Source organism: Nocardioides sp. Z22_16, from assembly GCF_058134365.1.
Map to the genome: position 1 here is coordinate 365122 of NZ_JBYTTI010000001.1, position 26528 is coordinate 391649.

A 26528-nucleotide genomic window follows, 5' to 3' on the forward strand; every position below is an offset into this window, starting at 1 on the left:
ACCTACCCTCCCACGGGGACGGCGTCATCGAGCGGTCTCGCGGCGACCAGCCGCCGCTGCGCCCACTCCGCCGGGCCCCGGCGACCGCGCCGCTCCAGGGACGCCGCCCCCACCACCGAGAGCGCCCACACCGCGAGGGCCAGCCCCGCCGCCGACGCCGTCCCGAGGGTGGCGCCGAGTCCCCCGAAAGGAGCGGTCAGCAGGAGCACGAAGACCACCGACTGCGCCAGGTAGGCGCTCAGGGAGCGGCGTCCCGTGGCCGCGACCGCGGCGACGAGCCGCGGCGCGCGGGCGCCCCAGCGCTGCGCCGCCAGGGCGAAGGCGGCTGCCAGCCCGAGGCCTCCGGCGACGCCGGTGCCCGAGTGCACCACGGCGAGCAGCACCGCGAGGCCGGGGTCCGGGGCCGGCAGCACGCCGCCGGCGACCAGTCCGCTGGGAGCTCCTCCGGCGACACCGAGCGCGATCCCGGTCCGAGCCACGGTGCGCAGCAGCCTCCGGTGGCGGCTCGGCTCCTCCATGATCCGCTGCCGGGCGGCCACCATGCCGACCAGCGCGGCGGTGACGACGGGCAGGAGGCCGAACGGCGCCATCACCCACTCCACGGGTCGCGAGGCCAGGGCCGCGAGGGGGTCGGCCATCTCGAACGACCAGAAGAAGTCCCGGTCCGGGCCGTTCGCGAGCCCGTAGACCAGGCCGGTCACCAGGCAGGCGGGGAGCAGCCAGAGACCGGAGATCCGCAGCAGGCTCCGGTCCGTGCGCCCGGAGACGGCCACCAGGAGCAGCCCGACGACGCCGTACCAACCGAGGATGTCGCCGGGGAAGAGCAGGATCCCGTGCACGGCGCCGAAGGCGATCAGCACCAGGCTGCGCCGCCGCAGCAGCGTCCGCACCGCCCCGGCGCTCAGGCCGGCCCGTCGCCGGCTCGCGGAGAGCTGGACCATGCCGTAGCCGAAGAGCAGCGCGAAGAGCGGGAAGGCCCGCCCGTCGACCGTGGTCACCACCAGGAAGGAGACGACGTGGTCGGCCGTCCCCTCCTCGACGATGTGCTGGCGGAAGCCGTAGGGCCGGTCGACCAGGTAGATCATCACGTTGGCCACGGCGATCAGCGCCAGCATCAGGCCACGGGCCAGGTCCGGCGCCAGCACGCGGGCCGACGAGGAAGGCGGGAGCGGGGTGCCCGGTGCGGGCGCACGACCTGTCATCCCGCCACGCTAGGTCTGGCGCACCCCCGCCCGGATCCGTCCGTCGGGCACAGCGTCGGTCTCGTCCGGCGGACGACGGGGTCCTCCGGACGGAGGACCCCGACCGAGGGCTCAGCGATGGCCGGAGATGGCGTGCGGCTGGTAGCCGCCCTCCAGCTCGGCGACCTCGTCCTGGGTCAGCTCGACATCCAGGGAGGCCAGCGCGTCGGTGAGGTGCTGCGGCTTGGTGACGCCGACGATCGGGGAGGTGACGGCCGGCCTCGAGGAGAGCCAGGCGAGTGCGACCTGCGCCCGCGGGATCCCCCGCCGCTCCGCGACGGCGGCGACCGCGTCGACGACGGTCCGGTCGCCGTCGAGGTAGAGGGAGGCGCCGAACTCGTCGGTCTGGGCGCGGGCGGTCGCGGCGTCCCAGTCGCGGGTCAGGCGGCCGCGGGCGAGCGGGCTCCACGGGATCACGCCGACGCCCATCTCCTCGCAGAGCGGGAGCATCTCCCGCTCCTCCTCGCGGTAGAGCAGGTTGTAGTGGTTCTGCATCGAGACGAACCGGGTCCAGCCGCCGAGGTCGGCGGCGTGCTGGGCCTTCGCGAACTGCCAGGCGAACATCGACGAGGCGCCGAGGTAGCGGGCCTTGCCGGCCTTCACCACGTCGTGGAGCGCCTCCATGGTCTCCTCGATCGGCGTCGTCGGGTCCCACCGGTGGATCTGGTAGAGGTCGACGTGGTCCACCCCGAGCCGGCGCAGGCTCGCGTCGATCTGGGCCATGATCGCGGCCCGGGACAGCCCCGAGCCGGTCGGGCCGGGACCCATCCGACCGTGCACCTTGGTGGCGATCACGACCTCGTCACGCGGCGCCATCTCCTGGAGCAGCCGACCGGTGATCTCCTCGCTGCTGCCGCCGGAGTAGACGTTGGCGGTGTCGAAGACGGTGATCCCGCCCTCGAGCGCGGCACGGACGACCGGCCGCGCGGCGTCCTCGTCCATCACCCACGGGTGCCCGCCGCGGCTGGGGTCGCCCCAGCTCATGCACCCCAGCGTCAGCGCCGAGACCTCCAGGCCGGTGCTGCCCAGCTTCGTGTACCGCATCTGGTCACCTTCCGCCGTTCCGGCTCCGCACGATAGCCGGGTCGGCGCGGGGAGCGCCGGGCTCTCGCTACTCTCGCCACCGGACGAGGGGCGCATCGCGAGGGGGGACCGGATGACCGAGGGGGACGGCGACAAGGTGGTCTACCGCGGGCGCGCGGTGGCGGGGTGGCTCTGGTGGGGCACCTGGGCGGCGCTGCTGGCGATGGCGGTCGTGCCGCCCGTGCTGGACGACGACTTCGTCTCGACCGGCGACTTCCTCATCCAGGTGTTCGCCTACGGGGCCGCCTGGGGGGTGCCGATCTGGGTCATGCTGATCACGCTGTGGTCGATGGAGCTCTACGGCAAGGTCACGCTGACCCGTTCGACCCTACGGGTCGGGCGGGACCGGATGCCGCTCTCCGAGCTCGATCCCGAGGGGGCACGCGCGGTCGACCGGGTGCAGCCGTCGATGGGCAGGCGGGTCCGTGCCTCGGCGGGCGACGTGCACGTGCCGACCTCGCGCCCGGCGCGCCCGCGCAGGTCGGGCTTCCGCTACCTGGGTGGCTCCTACGGGACCCCCTTGGGGATGGACGCCGTCAGCCTGCCGACCCGCGACGGCGGCGAGGTGCGCTTCTACGTCCGCAACCGCGGGGCGTTCCTCGCGGCGCTCGACCAGGTGCTCCCCTCGTCCTGACCACCACGGCCCTGCGACCACTAGCCTGCCGGGCATGGACATCAACGGAGCATCCGCCCTCATCACCGGAGGTGCGTCGGGCATCGGCGCCGCCGCCTGCCGCCGGCTGGCCGCCCAGGGCGCCCACGTCGTCGTCGCCGACCTCAACGACTCCGCCGGTGAGACCCTGGCCGCCGAGATCGGCGGCGTCTTCGTGCACGTCGACGTCACCGAGACCGACCAGATCAAGGCCGCCGTCGCCCGCGCGGGGGAGCTCGGCCCGCTGCGCGTCCTGGTCAACTCCGCCGGGATCGGCTGGGCGCAGCGCACCGTCGGACGCGACGGGGAGCTCGACTCCGCGCACGACCTCGACGCCTACAAGAAGGTGATCGCGATCAACCTGGTCGGCACCTTCGACGCGATCCGGATCGCCGCCACCGCGATGGGCCGCACCGAGCCGCTGGCCGGCGGCGAGAGGGGCGCCATCGTCAACATGGCCTCGGCCGCCGCCTTCGACGGCCAGATCGGCCAGGCGGCGTACTCCTCGTCCAAGGGTGGCGTGGTCGGCATGACCCTGCCGGTGGCACGCGACCTCGCCGCGATCGGCGTCCGCGTCAACACCATCGCGCCGGGCCTGATCGACACCCCGATCTACGGCGAGGGCGAGGCGGCCGAGGCGTTCAAGGCCAAGCTGGGCGAGTCGGTGCTCTTCCCCAAGCGTCTCGGCGTGCCCGACGAGCTGGCCAGCATGGTGGTGGAGTGCGTGACCAACTCCTACATGAACGGCGAGACCGTCCGGGTGGACGGCGGCATCCGGATGCCCCCGAAGTAGGGGCACCCGGAGCGCGTTCCACCCCGAGCGGGTCGGCGTCAGCGACCGAGGAAGCGCCCGATCAGCGCCTGCGCCTCCGCGCCGGGGACCATCGAGCTGATGGTCCGCGCCTCCTCGGTGCCGGTGGCCGCCCGGTCGAGCTCCCAGCCGGCCCGCAGCAGCCGGCGCACCTGCCCGTAGGCCGCCGCCGGTCCGGTCGCGAGGCCGGCGACCAGCTCGGTGGCGCGTGCCGCGGAGTCCTCGGCCACCTCGGTGACCAGGCCCCACTCGAGCGCGGTCTCGGCTGCGATCGGCTTGCCGCTGAGGGCGAAGCCGAGCGCGCGGTGCGACCCGATCGCCCGCGGCAGCAGCCAGGAGACGCCGCAGTCGGGGGTGAGGCCGATGCCGGGGTAGGCGAAGACGAACTTCGTGCCCGGGGCGGCGACGACCAGGTCGGCGCTGAGCATCACGCCCAGCCCGGCGCCGGCGACCGCGCCCTGGACCGCGCAGACCACCGGCTTGGGCATCGCGGCGAGCCGTTGCAGCACCCCGTCGAGGTGGAGCGCCAGCTCGTGGAGGTATGCCTCGGGGTCGGCGGCGGCCACGAAGGAGGCCACGTCTCCCCCGGCGCAGAACCGGGGGCCCGCTCCCGTCAGCAGCACCGCGCGCACCTCGTCGTCACCGGCGGCCCTGTCCACCGCGTCACCGAACGCCTGGGAGGTGGGCAGGTCGAAGGTGTTGGCCACCTCGGGCCGGGAGAGCTCGAGGTGGGCGACACCGTCCCGGACGTCGTACCGGACCAGCTCGGTCATCCTCAGGCCCGCCGGAAGAGCGCGGCCAGGGCCTGACCGCCGCCGATGCACATCGTGACGATGCCCAGCTCGAGGTCCCGGCGGACCATGTCCTTGGCGACCCGCAGGGTGAGGATCGCGCCGGTCGCCCCGACGGGGTGGCCGAGGGCGATCGCCCCGCCGTAGGGGTTGACCTGCTCGGGGCGGAGACCGGCGTCGCGGATCACCGCGACCGCCTGGGAGGCGAACGCCTCGTTGAGCTCGATGACGCCGATGTCCGACGGCGACGTGCCGGTCTTCTCGAAGAGGCTCTGCAGCGCCAGCACGGGCGCGTAGCCCATCAGCTCGGGCTCCATCGCGGCGGTGGCGACCGCCTCGATGGTGACCAGGCCGGTCATCCCGCGCTCGATCACCGCGGACTCCCGGGCCAGGACCAGGGCGGCGCCGCCGTCGTTGATCCCCGAGGCGTTGCCGGCGGTGACGGTGCCGTCCTTCTTGAACGCCGGACGCAGGCTCGCCAGGGTGCCGAGGGTGGTCTCCGGCTTGGGGTGCTCGTCGACCGAGACGGTGAACGGCTTGCGGCCGCCCACCTCGAACTCGACGATCTCCTCCGCGAAGGCCGCACGGGCCGCATCGGTCGCGGCCCGACGCTGCGACTCGGCGGCGAACTCGTCCTGGCGCTGCCGGGAGACGTCGTACCTCTCCGCGACGTTCTCGGCGGTGACGCCCATGTGGATGCCGTGGAAGGGGTCGGTCAGCATCATCACGGTGCCGTCGGCGAGCTCGCGGTTGCCGAGCCGGTAGCCGTTGCGGGCACCGAAGTCGTAGAAGGGCATCCGGGTCATCGACTCGTCGCCACCCGCGAGGGTGAAGTCGAGGTCGTTCCAGCGCATCTCCATCGCCGCCGACCAGACGGCCTGCAGGCCGGAGCCGCAGAGCCGGTTGACGGTGTAGGCCGGCACGTTCGTGGGCAGGCCGGCCGCCACCGCGACGCGGCGGGCGTTGTAGGCGTCGGGCCCCACCTGGCCGATGCACCCCATGACGACTTCCTCGATCTCGTCGGCGCCGACACCGGAGCGCTTCAGCGCCTCCTTGGCCGCGGCCGCACCGAGCTCGTGGCCCGGCACGTCCTTGTAGACCCCGCCGAAGCTGCCGATCGGGGTCCGGGCACCGTCGAGGACGACGATCCTGTCGTTGTTCATGGGTGGGGGTCCTCCAGCTGTCGGCGGGACGGGCCGCCGCTGTGGTCGACGCCCGTTCAGTAGGTGTAGAAGCCGCGCCCGGTCTTGCGTCCGAGGAGGCCGGCGTCGACCATTCTCGCCAAGAGGGGCGGCGCGGCGTACAGCGGCTCCTTGAACTCCTCGTAGAGCGACTCGGCGACCGCCTTGGTGGTGTCCAGGCCGATCAGGTCGGCGAGCGCCAGCGGGCCCTGCGGGTGGGCCGCCCCGAGCACCAGGCCGCGGTCGATGTCCTCGGCGGTGGCGAAGCCGGACTCCAGCATCCGGATGGCGGAGAGCACGAACGGGATCAGCAGCGCGTTGACCACGAAGCCGGCCCGGTCCTGGCAGTCGATCGCCTGCTTGCCCAGCACGCCCTCGACGAAGTCGCGGCTGCGGGCGGTCGTCTCCTCGGAGGTCAGCAGGCTGGGCACCAGCTCGACCAGCTGGAGCATCGGGACGGGGTTGAAGAAGTGGATGCCGATGACGTTCTGGGGGCGGGCGGTGACCACGCCCAGCTTCATGATCGGGATCGAGGAGGTGTTGGAGGCCAGGATCGCCTCGGGGTCCACGACCACCTTGTCGAGGGTGCGGAAGAGCTCGGTCTTGGCGTCCTCGTCCTCCACGATCGCCTCGACCACGAGCTGGCGGTCGGCCAGGTCGGCGAGATCGGTGACGACCCGGATGCGCTCCAGCACCGCGGCGGCGGAGTCGATCTTGCCCTTGGCCTCGGCGCGCGACAGCGACTTCTCCAGGCGGGCCCGGCCGGCCTCGGCGGCGGCCGTGCTCGACTCCGCGACGACCACGTCGAGTCCCGCACGGGCGCTGACCTCCGCGATGCCGGCTCCCATCAGCCCGCAGCCGACAACTCCGACCTTCTCCATCTTGCTCATCCGCGCATGCCCTTCGTCGTCGTGGGACCGAGTACGCCCACGACGGTATTCAGTACCGGCGAGTAGGCGAAACCCGGCGGTCGTCGTACCGCATCCCCCAGGCGGCGCAGACACCGCCGAGGGCCCCGAACAGGTGCCCCTGCCAGGAGACGCCCGCTTGGCCGGGCAGCACCCCCCACAGCGCCCCGCCGTAGAGGAGGAAGACGAGCACCCCGAGCGCGATCTGCCCGGGGCGACGGGTGAAGAACCCGCGGACGATGAGGTAGAGCAGCCAGCCGAAGACCAGGATCGACGCGCCCAGGTGGACGGTGCCGGCCCCGCCGAAGAGCCAGGTGCCGAGGCCCCCGACGATCCACACCACCGCGGTGACCACCAGCCACCTGCCCACCCCGGAGAGCAGGATCAGGAAGCCGAGGACCAGCAGCGGGACGGTGTTGGCGATGAGGTGGTCCCAGCCGTGGTGCAGCAGCGGCGCCAGCAGCACGCCCATCAGCCCGTCGGTGCTGCCGGGCCGGATCCCGTCGTCGTCGAGCTGGTTGCCGGTGGCCGCGTCGAAGCCCTCGACGGCCCAGAGCAGGGCCACGAAGCCGAGGCTCCACACCGCCGCGGTCCGCCAGGCGGCCCACCGCGACGGGCCGCGCTCCACGTAGGGACCTGGGGAGGAGGGCGGCCAGCCGGACATGCCCCCACGCTAGGCGGCACCCACAAGAGCACGGACGCGACGTGGTGGTCACCCAACTCCTAGGACGTCCGAGCAGCGCTAGCGTGGAGTCATGACCTCCCACTCCCCCGAGGCGCGCGACCCGATCCGGGAGGCGCACGCCCAGTGGCGACGCCACGGCTGGGACGACGCCGCCGACGGGATGGCGATGGTCACCTCGGTGGTCCGGGTGCACCAGCTCCTGATGGAGCGGATCGACGCCGCCCTGCGCCCGCTCGGTCTCACGTTCGCCCGCTACGAGGTGCTGCGCCTGCTCTCGTTCGTGAAGTCGGGCTCGCTCCCGATGACTCGCCTCGGGTCGCTGCTCCAGGTGCACCCGACCAGCGTCACCAGCGCCGTCGACCGCCTGGTCAAGCAGGGGTACGCCGAGCGGCGCCGGCACGCCGACGACGGCCGGGTGGTGCTCGCCTCGCTCACCGAGGAGGGCCGCGAGGTCGTGGAGCAGGCGACGGTGGCGCTCAACTCCTCGGTCTTCGAGAAGCCCGGCGTCGCACCCGACGAGGTCGCGGCGCTGACCCGGCTGCTGGGTCAGGTGCGCGCCGGGGCCGGTGACCTCGTCGTGCCGCTGCACGAGTGAGGCGGGCTGCGGACCCCGGCGACGGCCCTCAGATGAAGGTGACCGGAGCCTGTCGCCACGGGGCGAGCACGCCGTCGGCGTCGGCGTACTCCTCGGGCAGGTCGTCGGTCAACGCCAGGCTGGAGTCCATCCGGCCGTAGCCGACGAACGACCCGACCAGCAGGCAGAGCTCCATCACCTCGGGCCAGGTGAAGTGCTCGTGCAGGCGGGCGAAGGTCGAGTCGTCCACCCGCAGGTGGTCGGTCGCCATCAGGTCGGCGTAGGCCAGCGCAGCGCGCTCGGCCTCGGTGAGGTCCTCGGCCTCCTCGGGCTTCTCCAGCGAGCAGACCAGGCCCTCGTCGAGGCCGCCGGTGGAGTAGCGGATCGCCATGCAGCTGCGGCACTGGTTGTGGAAGGCGATCCGCAGGCGCACCAGCTCCACCAGGCGACCGGGGAGGATCCCCTTGGTCTTGATGGCCGTCATCCAGGCGATGTAGTCCTCCAGCAGGTGGGAGGCATGGGCGTGCACCTGCCGCCGCAGCGGGGCGTCGGCCCCGACGATCGGCTCGTAGATCTCGGGGGACGCGGGAGGGATGCGGGACACGCTGGGCTCCTGGGGCTCGGTGGGGGCGGCGCGCACGGGTGCCGGAGAGCACCGCCGGGCACACAGCGCCGCACCCCAGGGGAAGCGACCGACCGACTGGTTGTCAAGGGCCTCGGCGGCTGCCACCGCGACCGTCGCCCCTACTTGCGGGTAAGCCACCCCGTGACTTCCCACAGGTACTTGGGCGTCCTACCATCTAGGTACTAGGAAGTCCTACCAACTCCCGCGAGGTCTCGATGTCCGCCACGCACGACCTGCACGTCCCCCAGCACCCGGTCCGCCTCGTCACCGCCTCCAGCCTCTTCGACGGTCACGACGCGTCGATCAACATCATGCGGCGGATCTTCCAGAGCCAGGGCTGCGAGGTCATCCACCTCGGGCACAACCGGTCCGTCCAGGAGGTGGTCGACGCGGCGCTGGAGGAGGACGTGCAGGGGGTCGCCGTCTCCTCCTACCAGGGCGGCCACGTGGAGTACTTCGAGTTCCTGGTGGAGTCGCTGCGCGCCGCGGGTGCCGGCCACGTCAAGGTCGTCGGCGGGGGCGGCGGGGTGATCGTTCCCGCCGAGATCCAGCGGCTGCGGGAGTCCGGGGTCACCATCTTCTCCCCCGAGGACGGGCAGCGGATGGGGCTCGTCGGGATGGTCGGCTCCGTCGTCCGCGACTGCGACTTCGACCCCTGGGCCGTGCGCCCGGTCGGCGCCGACGAGGTCCTCACCGGCGACCGCACCGCGGTCGCCCGCGCGCTCACCGGCGCCGAGACCGGCCAGCTGCCGGCCGACGTGCTGGCGCGGCTCAGGGAGGCGGCCGCCGCCCACACCACCCCGGTCCTCGGCATCACCGGCACCGGCGGCTCCGGCAAGTCCAGCCTCACCGACGAGCTCGTCCGCCGCTTCCGGGTCGACCAGCAGGACAAGCTCCGGATCGCGGTCATCGCCGTCGACCCCACCCGGCGCAAGGGCGGCGGGGCGCTGCTCGGCGACCGGATCCGCGCCAACTCCCTCGACGGCGACCGCGTCTTCTTCCGCAGCCTCGCCACCCGTGGCGCCCACGAGGTGCCCGAGCACCTCGCCGACGTGATCGACGTGATGAAGGCCGCCGGCTTCGACCTGGTGATCGTGGAGACGCCCGGCATCGGGCAGGGCGACGCCGCCATCGTGCCGTTCGTCGACACCTCGCTCTACGTGATGACACCCGAGTTCGGCGCCGCCTCGCAGCTGGAGAAGATCGACATGCTCGACTTCGCCGACACGGTGGCGATCAACAAGTTCGAGCGCCGTGGCGCCAAGGACGCGCTGCGCGACGTCGGCCGCCAGCTGGTGCGCAACCGCGAGGCGTTCGGGAAGCAACCGCACGAGATGCCGGTCTTCGGCACCAGCGCCGCCACCTTCCACGACGACGGCGTCACCGCGCTCTACCAGCACCTGCGCGACCTGCTCGCCGACCGGGGCCTCCCGGTGGCCGAGGGCACGCTCCCGCACGTCGACGTGCGCCACTCCTCCGGCATCCGCCAGGTGGTGCCCCCCGAGCGGGTCCGCTACCTCGCCGAGATCACCGAGACGCTCCGCGGCTACCACGCGCGGACCGACATGCTGGCCCACGCCGCCCAGCGGCTCCAGCGGATCCAGTGGACCGCCGACGAGCTGGCGGCCGCCGGGGCCCCGGACGAGGCCGCGCGGTTGGGCGGCGTCCCGGCGTTGCTCGAGACGGCTCGCAAGCAGGTCCCGCACGAGATCCAGGAGCAGATCGCGGCCTGGCCGACGGTGGTGGAGTCCTACTCCGGCGACGAGCAGGTGGTGAAGGTCCGCGACCGGGAGCTCCACACCCCCCTGACCCGGGAGTCGCTGAGCGGCAGCAGGATCCCCCGCGTCGCGCTGCCGAGGTACACCGACCACGGCGAGCTGGTCCGCTTCTGGCGCAGGGAGAACCTGCCCGGGTTCTTCCCCTTCACCGCAGGCGTCTTCCCGTTCAAGCGCGACGGGGAGGACCCGGCCCGGATGTTCGCCGGCGAGGGCGACCCGGCGCGCACCAACCGGCGGTTCAAGATCCTCTCGGCCGACGGGGAGGCCACCCGCCTCTCCACCGCGTTCGACTCCGTGACCCTCTACGGCCGCGACCCCGACCCGCGGCCCGACGTCTACGGCAAGGTCGGCACCTCCGGCGTCTCGGTCGCGACACTGGACGACATGAAGGTGCTCTACGGCGGCTTCGACCTGGTCTCCCCCTCGACCAGCGTCTCGATGACCATCAACGGCCCGGCGCCGACCGTGCTCGCGTTCTTCCTCAACACCGTGATCGACCAGCAGGTCGACGCCTTCCGCGACCGGGAGGGGCGCGAGCCCGACGAGGCCGAGCGCGCCGAGCTGACGGCGTACGCACTGGCGAACGTGCGCGGCACCGTGCAGGCCGACATCCTCAAGGAGGACCAGGGGCAGAACACCTGCCTGTTCTCCACCGAGTTCAGCTTGAGGATGATGGCCGACATCCAGGAGTGGTTCATCGCCCAGCAGGTCCGCAACTTCTACTCGGTCTCCATCTCCGGCTACCACATCGCCGAGGCCGGGGCGAACCCGATCAGCCAGCTCGCCTTCACCCTGGCCAACGGGTTCACCTACGTCGAGGCCTACCTGGCCCGCGGCATGGACGTCGACGACTTCGCGCCCAACCTGTCGTTCTTCTTCTCCAACGGCATGGACCCGGAGTACAGCGTGCTGGGCCGGGTCGCGCGCCGGATCTGGGCGGTCGCCATGAAGGAGAGGTACGGCGCGAACGAGCGGTCGCAGAAGCTGAAGTACCACGTGCAGACCTCCGGCCGCTCCCTGCACGCGCAGGAGATGGACTTCAACGACATCCGCACCACGCTCCAGGCGCTGATCGCGATCTACGACAACGCCAACTCGCTGCACACCAACGCCTACGACGAGGCGGTGACCACCCCCACCGAGGAGTCGGTCCGGCGCGCGCTCGCGATCCAGCTGATCATCAACCGCGAGTGGGGGCTGGCGATGAACGAGAACCCCCTCCAGGGCTCCTTCATCATCGACGAGCTCACCGACCTGGTGGAGGCCGCGGTGCTGCGCGAGTTCGACTCCCTCAACGAGCGCGGCGGCGTGCTGGGCGCGATGGAGACCGGCTACCAGCGCGGCCGGATCCAGGACGAGTCGATGCTCTACGAGCACCGCAAGCACGACGGCTCGCTGCCGATCGTCGGGGTCAACACCTTCGTCCGGCCGGACTCCGACGTCTCCCCCGCCGAGGTCGAGCTGGCCCGCGCCACCGAGGCGGAGAAGGAGTCGCAGCTGAGCCGGGTCCGCGACTTCCGGGCCACGCACGCCTCGGAGGCCCAGACCGCCCTGGCCCGCCTCAAGGAGGCGGCGGTCTCCGGCGACAACGTCTTCGCGGTGCTGATGGACGCCGCCCGGGTCTGCACGCTGCAGCAGGTCACCGAGGCGTTCTTCGAGGTGGGTGGTCAGTACCGCCGCAACGTCTGAGCGCTCAGACCTCAGGACTCAGGGCACCGGGGAGAACCCGCCGTCGACGTTGACGGCCGCCCCGGTGACGTACGACGCGCGCGGCGAGAGCAGGAAGGACGCCACGTCGGCGAACTCCTCGGCGCGCCCCAGCCGGCCCATCGGGATGCCGAGCCGCTCGGCGAGCGCGGCGGTGAACTCGCCGTACTCCTGACCGGCCCGGCCGGCGGCGCGCACCCACTGGTCGCTGTCGACGTAGCCGATGAGCACCGCGTTGACCCGGACCCCCGACGGCGCCAGCTCCTGGGCCATCGCCTTGGTCCAGGCGAGCCCGGCCGCGCGCGAGGCCGAGGTCGGCAGGGTGCCGGCCGCGGGCGCCTTCGCCGAGACCGCCAGGCTGTTGAGGACCGCTCCCCCGTGCTCGCGCAGGTGGGGCAGGGCGAGGCGGGTGAGCCGGACCATCGCCATCACCTTGAGCTCGTGGTCGGCGAGGATCTCCTCGTCGCCGAGACCCTCGAAGGCGCCGGCGGCAGCCTGCCCGGCGTTGTTCATCACCCCGTCGAGGCGGCCGAACCGCTCCAGGGTCCGCTCCACCAGCGCGGCGAGGTCGGCGGTCTCGCGGACGTCGGCGCGCACCCCGAGGGCTTCCCCGGGGAGGCCCTCCAGGGTGGCCAGCGCACGCTCCAGTCGCGCCTCGTCCCGTCCGCAGATCGCCACGCCGGCACCCTCGGCGGCAAGCCGGCGCGCGGTCGCCAGCCCCAGCCCGTCGGAACCACCCGTGAGGACGAACGCCCGGCCAGTCAGCTCCAGGTCCATGGATCTCCCCTCTCGTCCGGACCCATACTGCCGCGCCTGAACACCTTGTGGGTGGCACCATGGATGTTAGTATTCATATGCATTGATTGCGGTTGAGAGGAAGCCACATGAGCAAGTCCGGGTCCCAGGCACCCCTGTCCGGCGTGCGCGTCATCGAGCTCGGCTCGATGTATGCCGCCCCCACCGCCGGGCGCATGCTGCGCGACTTCGGCGCCGACGTGGTGAAGATCGAGGACCCCGCGCAGGGTGACTTTGCGCGGCAGTGGCAGCCCGCCCACGAGGGGCTGGCCATCGGCTACTCGCGCCTCAACTCCGGCAAGCGCTCCGTCGGCCTCGACATGCGCAGCGAAGAGGCCCGCGACGTCGCCAAGAAGCTGATCGCCGGCGCCGACGTGGTGATCGAGAACTTCCGCCCCGGCCGGATGGAGAAGTGGGGCCTCGGCTACGCCGAGCTCTCCGCGGAGCACCCCGGACTCGTGATGACCCGGGTCAGCGGCTTCGGCCAGACCGGCCCCTACTCGGCCCGGCCAGGCTTCGGCACCGTCGCGGAGACGGCGTCCGGCTACGCCTTCCTCAACGGGTGGCCCGACACTCCCCCCACCGCCCCGCCGTTCGGCTTCGCCGACTCGATCGCCGGCATCTCGGCCGCCTTCGGCACCGCGATGGCGCTCTTCAAGCGTGAGATGACCGGCCAGGGCTCCGAGGTCGACGTCGCGCTCTACGAGCCGCTGATGTTCATCCTCGGCGACGCCGTCCTCAACTACACCGCCACCGGCACGATCATGCAGCGGCACGGCAACGCCTCCGGCGCCGCCTCGCCGCGCGGCATCTACGAGGCGGGCGACGGCCGCTGGCTCTCCATCGCGGCCTCCAACCAGTCGATCGCGTTGCGGCTCTTCGAGGCGATGGGCCGCCCCGACCTCAAGGACGACGAGCGGTTCGGCACCAACACCGCCCGGATGGCCAACAACGAGGCCATGCAGCAGATCGTCATCGACTGGGTGAAGTCCTACCCCCGCGACGAGGCACTGGCGATCCTCGACAAGCACGAGGTGGTCGCCGCGGCGGTCAACGACGCCAGGGACGTCACCCTGGACGCCCACTTCCAGGAGCGGACCCTGGTCGACCTGGCCAACACCGTGCTCGGCCCGGCCCTGATGCCGGGTCCGATCCTTCACCTCGCCGACTATCCTGGACCGAAGTACGACGGTGTCGCCGCCGTCGGCGAGCACACCCGCGAGGTGCTGGTCGACGAGCTGGGGATGTCACCCCACGACGTCGCTCGCCTGGCTCAGGAGGGCGTGGTCAGCCGCTGAGACGCCGACCAACCCAGGGCGAATGAGCGACATACAGGCCTTAATGCTGATTATGATCACGCCACCGCACGGACGCGTCTGCTCCGGCTCCGAGAGGACTCACCGATGACTGCCACCACCCTGCGTCCGATGAAGACCGCGATGCTGGTCGCTCAACGCATCGTCGCGGACATCAACGCCCGCGGCAACATCATCGGCGACCGGCTTCCGCCGGAGCGAGCCATGCTGGAGAAGTACGACGTCGGGCGCGGCACGCTGCGCGAGTCGCTCCGCTTCCTCGAGCTCCAGGGCGTCATCACGCTCAAGCCCGGCCCCGGCGGCGGCCCCGTGGTGGTCCAGCCCGACGCCAGCAGCCTGGCCACCTCGCTGACGCTGCTGCTGCAGTTCTCCGACGCGCCCTTCCGGACCATCGCCGAGGCCCGGCTGGGCCTGGAGCCGATGATGTCCCAGCTCGCCGCCGAGCGGATGAGCGAGGAGGCGCTGACCTCCCTGCGCGAGAGCGTGGAGAACATGTACGACAACCTCGGGAACCAGTCGATCTTCCTCGAGGAGAACAAGCGGTTCCACGACGTCATCTCGCACGGCTCGGGCAACGCGATGTTCGGTCTCCTGGTCGACGCGCTCCTCGGCATCCTGGACGGCTCGGCGATCGGCATCGACTACCCCGAGCCGCGCCGCGCCGCCGTGCACAAGGCGCACCTGCAGATCTACAAGACGATCGAGGCCCGCGACCCCTCCGCGGCGGCCGCGGCGATGCGGGACCACATCCAGGAGTACGTCCGCTATGCGGAGAAGAAGTTCCCCGAGGTGCTGGACGCGCCCATCGTGTGGGGCCGGGTCTGAGCTGACCGCCTCCCGGCCCGCGCGCGTCAGGACGGCAGGCGGTCACCCAGGACGCTTGCCAGGGTGCCGCCGAGCACCATCTTGGTCTCGTCGTCGGTGAGCCCGAGCGCCTCGATCGCGCGGATCTCCTCCGCGGGGCTGGTCATCGGCCAGTCGGAGCCGAAGACGATGCGCTCGGCGCCGTGCTTGCGGATCAGGTCGCGGACCCGCTCGGGGCGCAGGGTGGCCAGGCTGGGCGGCCAGGAGGTCTCCAGCACCACGTCGGCACCGGCCAGCATCTCCTCGGCGTCGTCGAGGATCTTGTAGCCGCCGAAGTGGCAGGCCATCAGCCGCAGGTCGGGGAACTGCCGGGTGATGTCGCGGATCATCCTCGGGTTGGAGAGGCTGTTGGTGAACTCGTCCCCGCCTTCCCCCACGTGGGTGATGACCGCGTAGTCGCTGCCGAACGCCTCGAAGATCTCCCACAGCCGCGGGTCGTCGAGGGCGTACTTCTGGAAGAGGGGGTGGATCTTGACCGCCCGGACCCCGTGCCGCTGCAGGCTGGCGAGGTTCTCCTCCACCGACAGCTCGACGTGGACGGTGCCGAAGGGCACGTGCGTCTCGTCGGCCAGGCCGGCGACGAAGCGGTTGACCGAGTCGACGTGACGGGCCTCGTTGGCGATGGCCAGGCAGCAGCTGACCTGCACGCCGCTGTCGGCCATGTCGTCGGTCAGGCCGCCGACGGTGCCGTCGCCGCGGGCCTCCAGGCCCTGGACGCGGTTGCCGCCCAGCGCGATGGCGGCGATCTTGTCGGGCCAGACGTGGGTGTGGGCGTCGATGATCACGTGGGGGTCCTCTCGGGGGTCACAGCTTGCCGGACTCGCCACCGTCGACGACGAAGATCGCGCCGGTGGTGAAGGACGACAACGGGGAGACGAGCAGGCAGGTCAGCGGCACGATCTCGGACGGGTCGGCCATCCGGCCGGCGGGGATCTTCGCGATCCGCTTGGCGTGGAGCTCGGGCGACTCGGTGACCGCCTTCTGCGCCTCGGTCACGAACGCACCGGGGGCGATGCAGTTGACCTGCACGTTCTTCGACGCCCACTCGGCGGCCAGCGCCTCGGTGAAGCGGACGACCGCGCCCTTGGAGGTCGAGTAGGGCACCAGGAACGGCTTGCCGCGCACCCCGGTGGTGGAGGCGATGTTGACGATGCGCCCCGCGCCCTGCTCGATCATCCGGACGCCGGCGGCCTGGGCCAGCAGCATCGGGGCGATCACGTTGACCGCCATCGCGTCCTTCCAGACGCCGGGGTCCTGGGTGGCGAACTTGCCGGCCGGCGCGATGCCGGCGTTGTTGACCAGCCCGTCGATCCGGCCGTGGCGCTCGATGACCTCGGGGACCAGCGCCGCCACCGACTCCTCGTCGCGCATGTCGACCCGGGCGGCGGTGATGCGCCCCTCGCCCCGGGCCGCGACCTCGTCGAGGCTGTCGACCGAGCGGGCGGCGGCCACCACGGTGGCTCCCTCGCGGGCGAGGGCGAGCGCCATGGCGGCGCCGAGGCCGCGGCTGGCGCCGGTCACCAGGACGACGGTCCCGTCGAGTCGCAGGTCCATCAGCGGGCTCCCTTGGCGAGCCGCCGGGCCAGCGAGTCGAGCAGCACCTCGGTGGCGCCCTCGTAGACCCGCAGCGGGCGCGCGTTGCGGTAGAGCCGCTCGATCTTGGAGCCGCGGACGAGGCCGAAGCGGCCCATCGTCTGCACCGACCGGTCGACCACGGCCGCGGCGGCCTCGGTGGCGTGCACCTTGGCCATCGAGGAGTAGTCGAGGTGGGCGAGCGGGTCGCTCTTGGCCAGGGCGGCCGCGCGGTAGACGAACGCCCGCGCCGCCTCGACGTCGGTCCACGACTGGGCCAGCTTCTGCGAGACCGCGCCGAGCTCGATGAGCGGCTTGCCGAACTGCTCGCGCGCCATGGCGTGCGCCTTGGCCTCGTCGAGGGCGGCCTGGCCGAGACCCACGGCGGAGGCCGCCACGGTGACCCGGAAGACGGCCAGCGTCTGGAGCATCAGCGAGAACGCCTTGCCCGGCACGCCGAGACGGTGGTCGGCCGGCACCCGGACGCCCTCGAAGGTGAGCTCGCCGAGGATGTGCGGGGCCATCAGGTCGGCGCCCTTCTCGACGCTCAGGCCCGGGGTGTCGGCGGGGATCAGCACCATCGACCAGCCCTCGTCCTCGCGGACCAGGGTGCAGTAGAAGTCGGCCGCCCCACCGTTGGTGATGAACGACTTGCGCCCGTCGATGACCAGCTCGTCGCCGTCGACGACCATCCTGGTGGTGATGGCGCGCAGGTCCGAGCCCACGTCGGGCTCGGTGAGCGCGAGCCCGGCGATCGCCTCGAGGGTGGCCACCTTGGGCAGCCACCGCTGCTTGAGCTCCTCGGAGCCGCCCACCGACAGCGAGTAGCTGCCGACCCCCTGCATCCCGAACATGGAGTCCAGGTGCGCGGAGGAGTACATGAGCTGCTCGCGGACCACCGCGATCGTCAACGGGTCGAGCACCTCGTCGTGGCCGCCGTACGCCGCCTGGACGACGTAGCGGGCCAGGCCGCTCTCCCTGAGCGCGTCGAGACACCCCTGGTGCACGACGACGGCCTCGTCGGCCTCGGCGGCGAAGGGCTCGACCTTGGCGGCCACCTCCCGGGCGATCTCCCTGACCTCGCGATGACGCGGGCTGAGGTCGAACAACTGGCCGTCTTCCACGGTGAGTCCTCTCAAAGAATTGTCGACGTGCCGGAGGGCGCGAGCCCGGTCAGCGACGCTGGTCGAACTTGCGGCCGAGCACCTCGGAGACGATGCGGATCCGCTGCATCGTCGGGGTGCCGCCGGCGATCGCCCAGCCGTGCGAGTCGCGGTGCAGGCGCTCGAGACCGTACTCCTCGGTGTAGCCGTTGCCGCCGTGGATCTGCATGGCCAGGTCGGTGACCCGCTTGGCCATCTCGTTGGCGGTGCACTTGGCGAGCGAGACCGCGAGCGGGTCCGGGATGCCGGTCTCGGTGGCGGAGGCGGCGGCGCGGTCGCGCAGCAGCCGAGCGGCCTCGACCTGCAGGATCATGTCGGCCAGCATCACCTGGATGCTCTGGAACTCCACGAGCTCCTTGCCGAACTGCTCGCGCTCCTCGACGTACTTCAGCGTCTTGTCCAGGGCGGCCTGCCCGATCGCGAGGCTCATGGTGGTGTTGCCCATGCGCTCGATCGAGAAGATGCCGAAGAGCTTGCCGAAGGAGCCGGCGGGGACGACGACGTTCTCCAGCGGCACCTCGACGTTGTCGAAGTAGAGGTCGGCCGAGGGGATGCCGCGGAAGCCCATCAGGCGCTCGCTGGCCCCGAAGCTGAAGCCGGGGGTGCCCTTGTCGACCACGACGGCGCCGATGCCCTTGGCACCCGGCGCGTCGGAGAGACGGCAGTAGAGGAGGTACTGGTCGGCCTCGCCGCCGTTGGAGATCCAGCGCTTGGAGCCGTTGACCACCAGGTGGCCGTCGACCTCCTTGGCGGTGGTGCGCATGTCGGTGGCGGCCGAGCCGGCGTCGGGCTCGGAGATGCCGACGGCCATGGTCCGCTCGCCGCTGATGATGTCGGGGAGCCAGCGCTCGCGCTGCTCCTCGGTGCCGAGGTGGGTGATCACCTGGGCCGGGCCGGTGTTGGCCTCGAACACCTGGAAGGCAGCGGGGCGGCAGACCTTGCCCAGCTCCTCGATGACCACGAGCGCCTCCTCGAGCGGGGCGCCGGAGCCGCCGTACTTCTCCGGGTGCGCGATGCCGAGGAAGCCGAGGTCGCCGAGACGGCGCCGCTCCTCCTTGGGGATGGGCGTGCGGTTGACGTCGAGCGCTTCGGCCATGGGTTCGTAGACCTCACGAGCCACCTGTGCCGCGAGCTGCCTGATCTCCGCGTACTGATCCGTCACGGACTCACCTCCTTGGTTGTAATCATTATCCTAGATTCATCCTGGATTTTGTGTCAAGCAATGTCGGTATCCGGGCATGCCCCGGAGGCCGAGGACCCCATGGACATACGCATGACAATCATGATAAGCAATAGGCATGGTCCAGACGCAAGGAAACAGCCCTCGTGACGTGGTGATCGTCGACGCCGTCCGCTCCCCCGTCGGCCGAGGCAAGGCCGGCGGCGCGCTCGCCGACGTGCACCCCGTCGACCTCCTCGCCCAGACGCTCCAGGCGCTCCTCGCCCGCTCGCCCCAGGTCGACCCGGGCACCGTGGACGACGTCATCATCGGCTGCGTCTCGCAGGTCGGCGAGCAGTCGGCGACCCCGGGCCGGATGGCCTGGCTGGCTGCGGGCTTCCCCGCCCACGTGCCCGCCGTGACCATCGACCGCAAGTGCGGCTCGAGCCAGCAGTCGGTCCACTTCGCCGCCCAGGGCATCCTCTCCGGCGAGTCGGAGATCGTGATCGCGGGCGGCGTGGAGTCGATGAGCCGGGTGGTCATGGGGTCCGCCCGGATGGACGCCGACCCGTACGGCGCCGGCGTCGCCGCGGCGTACGCCCCCGGCCTGGTCTCGCAGGGCGTCGCCTCCGAGCTGGTCACCGCCGAGTGGGGGTTCACCCGCGAGGAGCTCGACGAGTACGCCGCCCTCTCCCACCAGCGGGCCGCCGCGGCGCAGGACGCCGGAGCCTTCGCGCGCGAGATCGTGCCGATCACCACCCCGCACGGCGTGGTGAGCGAGGACGAGACGATCCGCCGCGGCACCACCGCGGAGAAACTGGGCGGCCTCCGGGCGGTCTTCGAGACCCCCGAGCTCTCCGAGCGGTTCCCGCAGGTGACGTGGTCGACCACCGCCGGCAACTCCTCCCAGATCACCGACGGCGCGGCCGTGCTGCTGCTGATGTCGCGGGCCAAGGCCGACGAGCTCGGGCTGCGCGCCCGCGCCCGGGTGCACACCATGTCGGTGGTCGGCAGCGACCCGCTGCTGATGCTCACCGGCCCCATCCCCGCCACCGACAAGGTGATGAGCCGCTCCGGCCTGACGCTGGACGAGATCGACCACGTCGAGGTCAACGAGGCCTTCGCCCCGGTGCCGCTGGCGTGGCTCAAGGAGCTCAAGGGCGACCCCGCCAAGCTCAACCCCCGTGGCGGCGCCATCGCGCTGGGTCACCCGCTGGGCGCCTCCGGGGCCCGGCTGATGACCACCATGCTCCACGCCCTCGAGGACGAGGGCCAGCGCTACGGCCTCCAGCTCATGTGCGAGGCCGGCGGGATGGCCAACGCCACCATCCTCGAGCGGCTCTGACCCGCTCCTCCCCTCCCCCCACACACACGCAAGGAGTCCGAGTGGACGTCAACGGAGCATCAGCCCTGGTCACCGGCGGGGCCTCCGGCCTCGGCGCGGCGACCGCCCGCCGTCTCGCCAAGGCCGGGGCCCACGTCGTGGTCCTCGACCTCAACGAGGAGCTGGGCAAGGAGTTCGCCGCCGAGATCGGGGGCACCTTTGCCCAGGGCGACGTGACCGACGCGACGTCGGTCGACGCCGCCCTGGACGCCGCCGAGGAGCACGGTCCGCTGCGGGCGCTGGTGCACTGCGCCGGCAAGGGCGGCACGGTCCGCCTGGTCAACCGTGACGGCACCCCGGGCGACCTCGAGCTCTACCAGCAGCTGATCAACATCAACCTGGTCGGCACCTTCAACGTGCTGCGGCTGGCTGCCACCCGGATGGCGAAGAACGAGGTCGTCGAGGGCGAGCGCGGCGTCTGCGTGCTCACCGCCTCGGTGGCCGCCTGGGAGGGCCAGATCGGCCAGATCCCCTACGCCTCGGCCAAGGCCGGCGTGGTCGGCATGACCCTGGTCGCCGCCCGCGACCTGGCGACGAAGAACATCCGGGTCAACACCATCGCCCCGGGCGTCTTCGACACCCCGATCCTGGCCCGCTTCTCCCAGGAGATCCGCGACGGCCTCGGCGCCCAGGTGCCCAACCCGGCACGGCTGGGCCAGCCCGACGAGTTCGCGATGATGGCCCAGCAGGTCGTGGAGAACCCCTACCTCAACGGCGAGACGATCCGTCTCGACGGCGCGATCCGGATGTCGCCGCGATGAGCGCCGAGACGGACGCCCAGTCGGACGCCCAGTCGACCGCCGAGTCCACCGGCCCGGAGCTCAAGGTCGAGGAGCGCGGCCGGGTGCTGGTCATGACGATGGACCGACCCCAGGCGCGCAACGCGATGTCGCTGCAGATGTCCCAGGAGATCGCCGCCGCGCTCGACCTGCTCGACAGCCGTCCCGACCTCAGCGTCGGCGTCATCACCGGCGCCAACCAGACGTTCTGCGCCGGGATGGACCTCAAGGGCTTCGCCCGCGGGGAGCGCCCGGTCATCGAGGGCCGCGGCTTCGCGGGCCTGGTGCAGAAGCCGCCGACCAAGCCGCTGATCGCCGCCGTCGAGGGCTACGCCCTGGCCGGCGGGTTCGAGATCGTCCTGGCCTGCGACCTGGTGGTCGCCTCCCACGCCGCCAAGTTCGGCCTCCCGGAGGTCAAGCGCGGCCTCACCGCCGCGGCCGGCGGCCTGCTCCGCCTCCAGCGGCGCATCCCCTACCACCTGGCCATGGAGCTGGTGCTGACCGGCGCGATGTGGCCGGCGACCGCCGCCGCCGAGGTGCACCTGGTCAACCGGCTCGCCGAGCCCGGCTCCGCCCTCGACGTCGCGCTGGAGCTCGCCGACGAGATCGCGGCCAACGCTCCCCTGGCGCTGGCCGCCTCCAAGCAGGTGCTGGTCCGCTCCCAGGACTGGGAGCTGGAGGAGATGTTCGACCGCCAGCACGAGTTCGTGCAGCCGATCCGCGAGTCCGCGGACGCCAAGGAGGGCGCGCTCGCCTTCGTCGAGAAGCGGGACCCCGTCTGGGCCGGTCGCTGAGACCAGCTCCCCCAGGAGGCCGCGCACCGTCAGGTGCGCGGCCTCCTGTGCGTCTGGCGAAAACTCTGGACGGTCACCCCCTGTGCAGCGGGGCGATGGAGGCTTAGTGTCCAAGATCACAGGGGAGTCGGCTCGCTCGGGTCCGGACCCTGTCTCTCGGAAGGAACGATCCTCGTGCGAACCACGACTGCCGGGCTGAGCCTGGCTCTGATGGCGGGGGTGGGCCTGATGGCCCTCCCGACGGCCGCGGCCCCACCGGCCGCTTCCTCAGGCACCACGGGCGAACCCCAGGTGGCCAACCCCGATCACGTCCTGCCCAACCCCAAGGCGGAGAAGCAGATCGGCCTGCGTGAGCAGGCCTGGGCCGAGGTGCTGAGCGGGGAGGCGACTCCCCGCACGCTCAACGGCAGCTCGGTGCTCAAGGTCGGGCAGGAGCCCGCGGCGGTCGCCGAGGTCGGGGCGCGGCAGCAGGCCGCGGCCGAGACCCAGGACCAGTTCGTGGAGCTCTCCAACGAACGCACCGACAAGGTCTTCGTCTTCCTGGTCGAGTTCGGGAACGAGCGGCACCCGCAGTTCCCCGACCGCGACACCTCCCCCAACACCCCCGGACCGGCCCGCTTCGACGGCCCCCTCTTCAACGAGATCCCGAAGCCCGGCCCCGACGACAACCGGACCCAGTGGCGCAAGAACTTCAACAAGCGCTACTACAAGGACCTGTACTTCGGTGAGGGCGAGGGCGTGGAGTCGCTCAAGACCTACTACGAGCGGCAGTCCTCGGGCCGCTACAGCGTCGAGGGCATGGTCACCGACTTCACCACGGTCCGCTACAACCAGGCCCGCTACGGCCGCAGCGACGGCTACCCGTGCGGCGGCAACGTGTGCTCCAACACCTGGAACCTCGTCTCCGACGGCCTCACCCAGTGGGTGGCGGACCAGAAGGCGGCCGGCAAGACCGACGCACAGATCCGCCGGCAGGTCGCGCAGTACGACATCCGGGACCGCTACGACTACGACGGCGACGGCAACTTCGACGAGGCCGACGGCTACATCGACCGGTTCCAGATCATCCACGCCGGCGGCGACCAGGCCGACAGCGACCCGATCTACGGTGAGGACGCCATCTGGAGCCACCGCTGGAAGGCCTTCCAGAACGGCGACGGGGTCTTCGGCCCCGAGGGCAACCTCGACGGCGGCGCGCAGATCGGCAACACCGGGATCTGGGTGGCCGACTACACGATCCAGCCGGAGAACGGCGGCCTCTCGGTCGTCGCCCACGAGTACGGCCACGACCTCGGCCTCCCCGACCACTACGACACCGCTGCCTCGGGCGACAACCCGGTCAACTGGTGGACGCTGATGGCCCAGAGCCGGGTCTCCGCCCCGGGCGACCAGGGCATCGGCACCCGTGCCGCCGACCTCGGCGTGTGGGACAAGCTGCAGCTCGGCTGGCTCGACTACGAGACCGTGGTGGCCGGACAGGACCGCACCATCGACCTCGGCCTCCACGAGTACAACTCCGACAAGGCCCAGGGCGTCGCGGTCGTGCTGCCCGACAAGCAGAAGGTCACCACCCTGCCGACCCCGCCTCAGGGGACCAGGCAGTGGTGGAGCGGCCAGGGCGACGACTACGAGTCGTCCATGTCGCGTGCCGACGTGGCGGTGCCCGCGGGTGGCGCGACACTGAGCCTGCGGACGCAGTTCAACATCGAGGAGGACTACGACTACGCGTGGTTCGAGGCCGAGGTGCCCGCGGGCAGCGGCAGCTGGACCCAGCTGCCGACCACGGTCGACCCGGATGCCGGTCAGGACGCCGACGAGATCGGCATCGACGGGGTCAGCGCCGGCTACGTACCGGTGACCTTCGACCTCACGCCGTACGCCGGTCAGACCATCGGCTTCCGTGCCCGCTACCTGACCGACGGGGCGGCGCAGGGCCAGGACCCGGCGCTGGGCTGGTCGGGCATCTTCGTCGACGACATCCAGGTCACCGCGGGTGGCCAGGTGGTCTTCGCCGACGGCGCGGAGACCTCGCCCAACGGGTGGACCCTCGACGGCTTCTCGTCGGTGGGCGCCACCCGCACCACCACGACCGACCAGTTCTACCTGGCGAGCAACCGTGCCTACGTCTCCTACGACAAGTACCTGCAGACCGGTCCGTACAACTTCAGCTTCCCGGACCGGCCCAACTTCGTGGAGAAGTTCCCGTACCAGAACGGGCTGCTCGTCAACTACTGGGACGCGTCCTTCACCAACAACAACACCAGCCAGCACCCCGGCCAGGGGCTGGTGCTTCCGGTGGACGCCAACCCGCAGGTGCTCTACAACCTGCAGGGCCAGGCGTGGCGTGGTCGGATCCAGACCTACGACGCCCCGTTCGGGCTGGAGCGGTCGGACTCGTTCTACCTCTACGCAGGTGGACGCCGGAGCTACGTGCGCGGGGCGGCACCCAACCCGGTCTTCGACGACTCCGACCCGGACCGGTACTTCCGGCCGTTCGCGGAGGCAGGTCAGCCGCGCACCGGCGTGAAGGTGGCCGGTGTCGGGGTGCAGATCCGGGTGCTCGAGCAGAACGGCACCTCCATGCGGATCCGGGTGCAGTGACCGGACCGGGGTAGCAGCACGGCGAGGGCCGGGGGCAGCACGCCCCCGGCCCTCGTCGCGTCCGGCCTCAGTCGAGGACCGTGACGGTCGTCGCCCGCACCAGGGGTCCCCCGCAGCCGGTGGCCCCCAGGTCGGGGGCGCCGGTGACCCGGACCCGGTCCCCCACCTCGAGCCCGTCGGTGACCTCGCCCGTCAGCGTCCAGGTGATCGCGTGGTCGTCGCGCACCACGACGCAGTCGCCGGTGCCGCTGACCTCTCCGGTCACCCGGATCTTCTGCAGGCCGTCGGTGGGTGGGGTGGTGGCCCGGGTGGGCGACGGGGTGCTGGTCGGCGCCTCGCTGGTCGCGGAGGTCGCGGGCGTCTCCGGGGGCTCAGTCGCAGGGGCGTCCTGGGACGCCGTGGGGTCGCCGCACGAGGTCAGCGCCAGCGCACCGGTGAGCAGCAGGGCGGAGAGGTGGAGTCGCGGCGTCATACCGGTGGGACGCGCCGCTCCCCGCGACGGCTCCCTGGACCACCAGCCCACTCACGACCGGCTCAGCTCCCGGCGGCTCCGGGACGCGCCTCGGATCGGGATCGCCACCAGCAGGGCGCCGACCAGCAGCATGATCGCGGCCGTGATCAGCAGGACCGCGACCAGCGTCGCCAGGACGGGGAACTCGGCCCCGACGGCGACGTCGGCATCGACCCCGGCCGTGCCGTCGGCGCGCATCAGGACGACCGTCCAGTCGCCCTCGTCCGGCGACCAGGTGACCTGGACGCCGTCCACCCCGGAGTCGCTGTCGGTCCAGAACTCCTCGTCGGTGGGCGCGGCCGCAGGTGCTCCACCCTCGACGGAGCGGTAGACCGGCTTCTCGTCGTCGTTCAGCTTCTCGAGGACGTCGAGCCGGACGCCGTCGAGGTAGCGGTCCACGTCGCGGGTGGGTGCCACGCCGAGGAACACCGCGTCTCCGGCGCGGCTGTCCGCAGTGAACCGCACGTCGCCGACCAGGGTCTTCGGCAGGAGCGGCTCGGGAATGCCGGTCGGGATGTCCAGGTCGTCGAAGGTGATGGCGAACGAGGTGGTGGTGAGTGTCTCGTCGGGGCTCATCACGTATCCGTCGGGGTCCTTCGCGGCCACGTCGGCCGCCGCCAGCAGGACCCCGGCCAGGGCGAGAAAGAGCGAGAACGCCACCAGCATCGATCCGATGACCAGGGAGACGACCCGCCCGGCGGACCACCCCGTGGGGGCGGACTCCGTGGGGTCCGGTGTCGTCGCCGCCGGCGTCTGCTCGACGCCCGTGGCCGTCGGCGAGACGGTCGACCACGGGGCCTCGTGCCCGCCCTGCTCGAGGCTGAACGGGGGGTAGCGGTCGGTCATCAGGGAGACGTAGGCCGCCACCCTCAGGACCCAGCGGTTCAGGCCCAGCAGAAAGTCGAAGACCCCGCTCGGGTAGCGGCCGGTGAAGAGGAGGACCACTCCGGCGATCAGGACGAGGATGCCGATCAGTCCGAAGCTGAGCGCCGGGTCGTCTGGGATGCCGCGGATGCCGTAGGTCACCCCGCCGACGAAGAGGCCCACCACCAGGTAGTGCGGGATGGCCAGCAGCCACCACTTGACCAGCACCAGGCCACGGGAGAGGCGCGCGGGGTAGTCGACCGTGAGGTGGGCCGGATAGCCCGGCACGTCCGCGAGCGTGAACGGCGGATAGCGGTCGGTGCCCAGGGCGGCGTACGCGTAGAACATGACCCGCCAGTTCCACCGCAGGACGCCGACGTTGAAGTCGAACAGGACGCGCGGGTAGCGACCGGTGAACAGGATGCTCCAGAAGGCGAGGAAGCTGGTGAGCCCGAAGGCGGTCCACAGGAAGGTCAGCACCACGTAGTGGGGCACCGCGAGGAGCCACTTGATGAGCCAGAGGCCACGGCTGAGGCTGGGATCGAACTCCGCCTCGACGCGGACGGGATAGGGGTCGGGACCGGTCGGGGTGTTCATCTGCCACTCCTCACGAGGACCCAGCTCGTCCGTCGAGCCGTGGTCTGGGGTGCACACTCCTTCCCCATACTCCGCCGATGGCCGGGATCGGCA

General features: G+C 71.6%; 24 protein-coding genes. 10 read left to right on the forward strand and 14 right to left on the reverse strand.

The window, feature by feature from the left end; translation table 11 throughout:
- Window positions 1-2 precede the first annotated feature (2 nt).
- Both AC3X7R_RS01730 and AC3X7R_RS01735 read right to left on the reverse strand, forming a co-directional pair.
- Entirely contained in the window at window positions 3-1202 is a 1200-nt protein-coding gene (locus tag AC3X7R_RS01730; RefSeq protein WP_489963821.1) for a DUF418 domain-containing protein, read from the reverse strand.
- A gap of 111 nt (window positions 1203-1313) precedes the next feature.
- Window positions 1314-2285: an aldo/keto reductase gene (locus AC3X7R_RS01735; protein WP_489963822.1), complete on the reverse strand. Its 972-nt coding sequence runs from the start codon at window positions 2283-2285 to the stop codon at window positions 1314-1316.
- A gap of 112 nt (window positions 2286-2397) precedes the next feature.
- Between AC3X7R_RS01735 and AC3X7R_RS01740 the strand changes: the two genes are divergently transcribed.
- Both AC3X7R_RS01740 and AC3X7R_RS01745 read left to right on the forward strand, forming a co-directional pair.
- On the forward strand, window positions 2398-2958 hold the full coding sequence (locus AC3X7R_RS01740) for a hypothetical protein (RefSeq protein WP_489963823.1): 561 nt from the start codon (window positions 2398-2400) through the stop codon (window positions 2956-2958).
- A gap of 34 nt (window positions 2959-2992) precedes the next feature.
- A complete protein-coding gene (locus AC3X7R_RS01745; protein ID WP_489963824.1) occupies window positions 2993-3769 on the forward strand; it encodes an SDR family NAD(P)-dependent oxidoreductase in 777 nt (258 codons plus the stop codon).
- A gap of 38 nt (window positions 3770-3807) precedes the next feature.
- Here AC3X7R_RS01745 and AC3X7R_RS01750 read toward each other — a convergent pair whose 3' ends face one another.
- Genes AC3X7R_RS01750 through AC3X7R_RS01765 form a run of 4 tightly spaced genes read right to left on the reverse strand, consistent with a single transcriptional unit; the run spans window position 3808 to window position 7331 of the window.
- Window positions 3808-4560: an enoyl-CoA hydratase/isomerase family protein gene (locus AC3X7R_RS01750; RefSeq protein ID WP_489963825.1), complete on the reverse strand. Its 753-nt coding sequence runs from the start codon at window positions 4558-4560 to the stop codon at window positions 3808-3810.
- 2 nt (window positions 4561-4562) lie between these two features.
- Window positions 4563-5741, reverse strand: coding sequence for a thiolase family protein (locus AC3X7R_RS01755; RefSeq protein WP_489963826.1), 1179 nt, complete (start codon window positions 5739-5741; stop codon window positions 4563-4565).
- 56 nt (window positions 5742-5797) lie between these two features.
- Window positions 5798-6640, reverse strand: a complete 843-nt coding sequence (locus AC3X7R_RS01760) for a 3-hydroxybutyryl-CoA dehydrogenase (RefSeq protein WP_489964304.1) — start codon at window positions 6638-6640, stop codon at window positions 5798-5800.
- Between the two features lie 58 nt (window positions 6641-6698).
- On the reverse strand, window positions 6699-7331 hold the full coding sequence (locus tag AC3X7R_RS01765) for a rhomboid family intramembrane serine protease (RefSeq protein ID WP_489963827.1): 633 nt from the start codon (window positions 7329-7331) through the stop codon (window positions 6699-6701).
- 91 nt (window positions 7332-7422) lie between these two features.
- On the opposite strand from AC3X7R_RS01765, the gene AC3X7R_RS01770 reads away from it, so the two are divergent.
- Complete coding sequence (locus AC3X7R_RS01770; protein WP_489963828.1) at window positions 7423-7947, forward strand: MarR family winged helix-turn-helix transcriptional regulator; 525 nt, start codon at window positions 7423-7425, stop codon at window positions 7945-7947.
- A gap of 28 nt (window positions 7948-7975) precedes the next feature.
- Here AC3X7R_RS01770 and AC3X7R_RS01775 read toward each other — a convergent pair whose 3' ends face one another.
- Window positions 7976-8530, reverse strand: a complete 555-nt coding sequence (locus AC3X7R_RS01775) for a carboxymuconolactone decarboxylase family protein (RefSeq protein WP_489963829.1) — start codon at window positions 8528-8530, stop codon at window positions 7976-7978.
- 236 nt (window positions 8531-8766) lie between these two features.
- On the opposite strand from AC3X7R_RS01775, the gene icmF reads away from it, so the two are divergent.
- Window positions 8767-12018, forward strand: coding sequence for a fused isobutyryl-CoA mutase/GTPase IcmF (gene icmF / locus AC3X7R_RS01780; protein ID WP_489963830.1), 3252 nt, complete (start codon window positions 8767-8769; stop codon window positions 12016-12018).
- An 18-nt stretch (window positions 12019-12036) separates the two neighbouring features.
- On the opposite strand, the gene AC3X7R_RS01785 is transcribed toward icmF, so the two are convergent.
- Window positions 12037-12813: an SDR family NAD(P)-dependent oxidoreductase gene (locus AC3X7R_RS01785; protein WP_489963831.1), complete on the reverse strand. Its 777-nt coding sequence runs from the start codon at window positions 12811-12813 to the stop codon at window positions 12037-12039.
- Window positions 12814-12920: 107 nt separating this feature from the next.
- On the opposite strand from AC3X7R_RS01785, the gene AC3X7R_RS01790 reads away from it, so the two are divergent.
- Both AC3X7R_RS01790 and AC3X7R_RS01795 read left to right on the forward strand, forming a co-directional pair.
- Entirely contained in the window at window positions 12921-14129 is a 1209-nt protein-coding gene (locus AC3X7R_RS01790; protein ID WP_489963832.1) for a CaiB/BaiF CoA transferase family protein, read from the forward strand.
- Window positions 14130-14234: 105 nt separating this feature from the next.
- Window positions 14235-14972 carry a FadR/GntR family transcriptional regulator gene (locus AC3X7R_RS01795; RefSeq protein ID WP_489963833.1) on the forward strand — a complete coding sequence of 246 codons (738 nt, stop codon included), beginning with the start codon at window positions 14235-14237 and terminating at the stop codon, window positions 14970-14972.
- Window positions 14973-14998: 26 nt separating this feature from the next.
- On the opposite strand, the gene AC3X7R_RS01800 is transcribed toward AC3X7R_RS01795, so the two are convergent.
- Genes AC3X7R_RS01800 through AC3X7R_RS01815 form a run of 4 tightly spaced genes read right to left on the reverse strand, consistent with a single transcriptional unit; the run spans window position 14999 to window position 18908 of the window.
- Window positions 14999-15796 carry an amidohydrolase family protein gene (locus AC3X7R_RS01800; protein WP_489963834.1) on the reverse strand — a complete coding sequence of 266 codons (798 nt, stop codon included), beginning with the start codon at window positions 15794-15796 and terminating at the stop codon, window positions 14999-15001.
- Window positions 15797-15815: 19 nt separating this feature from the next.
- Window positions 15816-16565 (reverse strand): SDR family NAD(P)-dependent oxidoreductase, encoded by a 750-nt coding sequence (locus AC3X7R_RS01805; protein WP_489963835.1) that lies wholly within the window; start codon window positions 16563-16565, stop codon window positions 15816-15818.
- Window positions 16565-17707, reverse strand: a complete 1143-nt coding sequence (locus AC3X7R_RS01810) for an acyl-CoA dehydrogenase family protein (RefSeq protein ID WP_489963836.1) — start codon at window positions 17705-17707, stop codon at window positions 16565-16567. The genes AC3X7R_RS01805 and AC3X7R_RS01810 overlap by 1 nt, the downstream gene beginning before the upstream one ends.
- A gap of 49 nt (window positions 17708-17756) precedes the next feature.
- On the reverse strand, window positions 17757-18908 hold the full coding sequence (locus AC3X7R_RS01815) for an acyl-CoA dehydrogenase family protein (RefSeq protein WP_489963837.1): 1152 nt from the start codon (window positions 18906-18908) through the stop codon (window positions 17757-17759).
- Window positions 18909-19044: 136 nt separating this feature from the next.
- Here AC3X7R_RS01815 and AC3X7R_RS01820 point away from each other — a divergent pair, with 136 nt between their 5' ends.
- The 4 genes from AC3X7R_RS01820 to AC3X7R_RS01835 all read left to right on the forward strand — a co-directional run bounded on the left by AC3X7R_RS01820 (window position 19045) and on the right by AC3X7R_RS01835 (window position 24463).
- The gene (locus AC3X7R_RS01820) at window positions 19045-20250 is read left to right on the forward strand and encodes a thiolase family protein (RefSeq protein WP_489963838.1); all 1206 of its coding nucleotides are present in this window, start codon (window positions 19045-19047) and stop codon (window positions 20248-20250) included.
- 41 nt (window positions 20251-20291) lie between these two features.
- Window positions 20292-21050, forward strand: a complete 759-nt coding sequence (locus AC3X7R_RS01825) for an SDR family NAD(P)-dependent oxidoreductase (protein WP_489963839.1) — start codon at window positions 20292-20294, stop codon at window positions 21048-21050.
- Complete coding sequence (locus AC3X7R_RS01830) at window positions 21047-21862, forward strand: crotonase/enoyl-CoA hydratase family protein (protein WP_489963840.1); 816 nt, start codon at window positions 21047-21049, stop codon at window positions 21860-21862. The genes AC3X7R_RS01825 and AC3X7R_RS01830 overlap by 4 nt, the downstream gene beginning before the upstream one ends.
- Window positions 21863-22036: 174 nt before the next feature.
- Window positions 22037-24463, forward strand: coding sequence for an immune inhibitor A domain-containing protein (locus AC3X7R_RS01835; protein WP_489963841.1), 2427 nt, complete (start codon window positions 22037-22039; stop codon window positions 24461-24463).
- A 67-nt stretch (window positions 24464-24530) separates the two neighbouring features.
- Here AC3X7R_RS01835 and AC3X7R_RS01840 read toward each other — a convergent pair whose 3' ends face one another.
- Together AC3X7R_RS01840 and AC3X7R_RS01845 are read right to left on the reverse strand one after the other, a co-directional pair.
- A complete protein-coding gene (locus AC3X7R_RS01840; RefSeq protein WP_489963842.1) occupies window positions 24531-24935 on the reverse strand; it encodes a hypothetical protein in 405 nt (134 codons plus the stop codon).
- A 51-nt stretch (window positions 24936-24986) separates the two neighbouring features.
- Window positions 24987-26435, reverse strand: a complete 1449-nt coding sequence (locus AC3X7R_RS01845; RefSeq protein ID WP_489963843.1) for a DUF4389 domain-containing protein — start codon at window positions 26433-26435, stop codon at window positions 24987-24989.
- Between the last annotated feature and the right edge of the window lie 93 nt (window positions 26436-26528).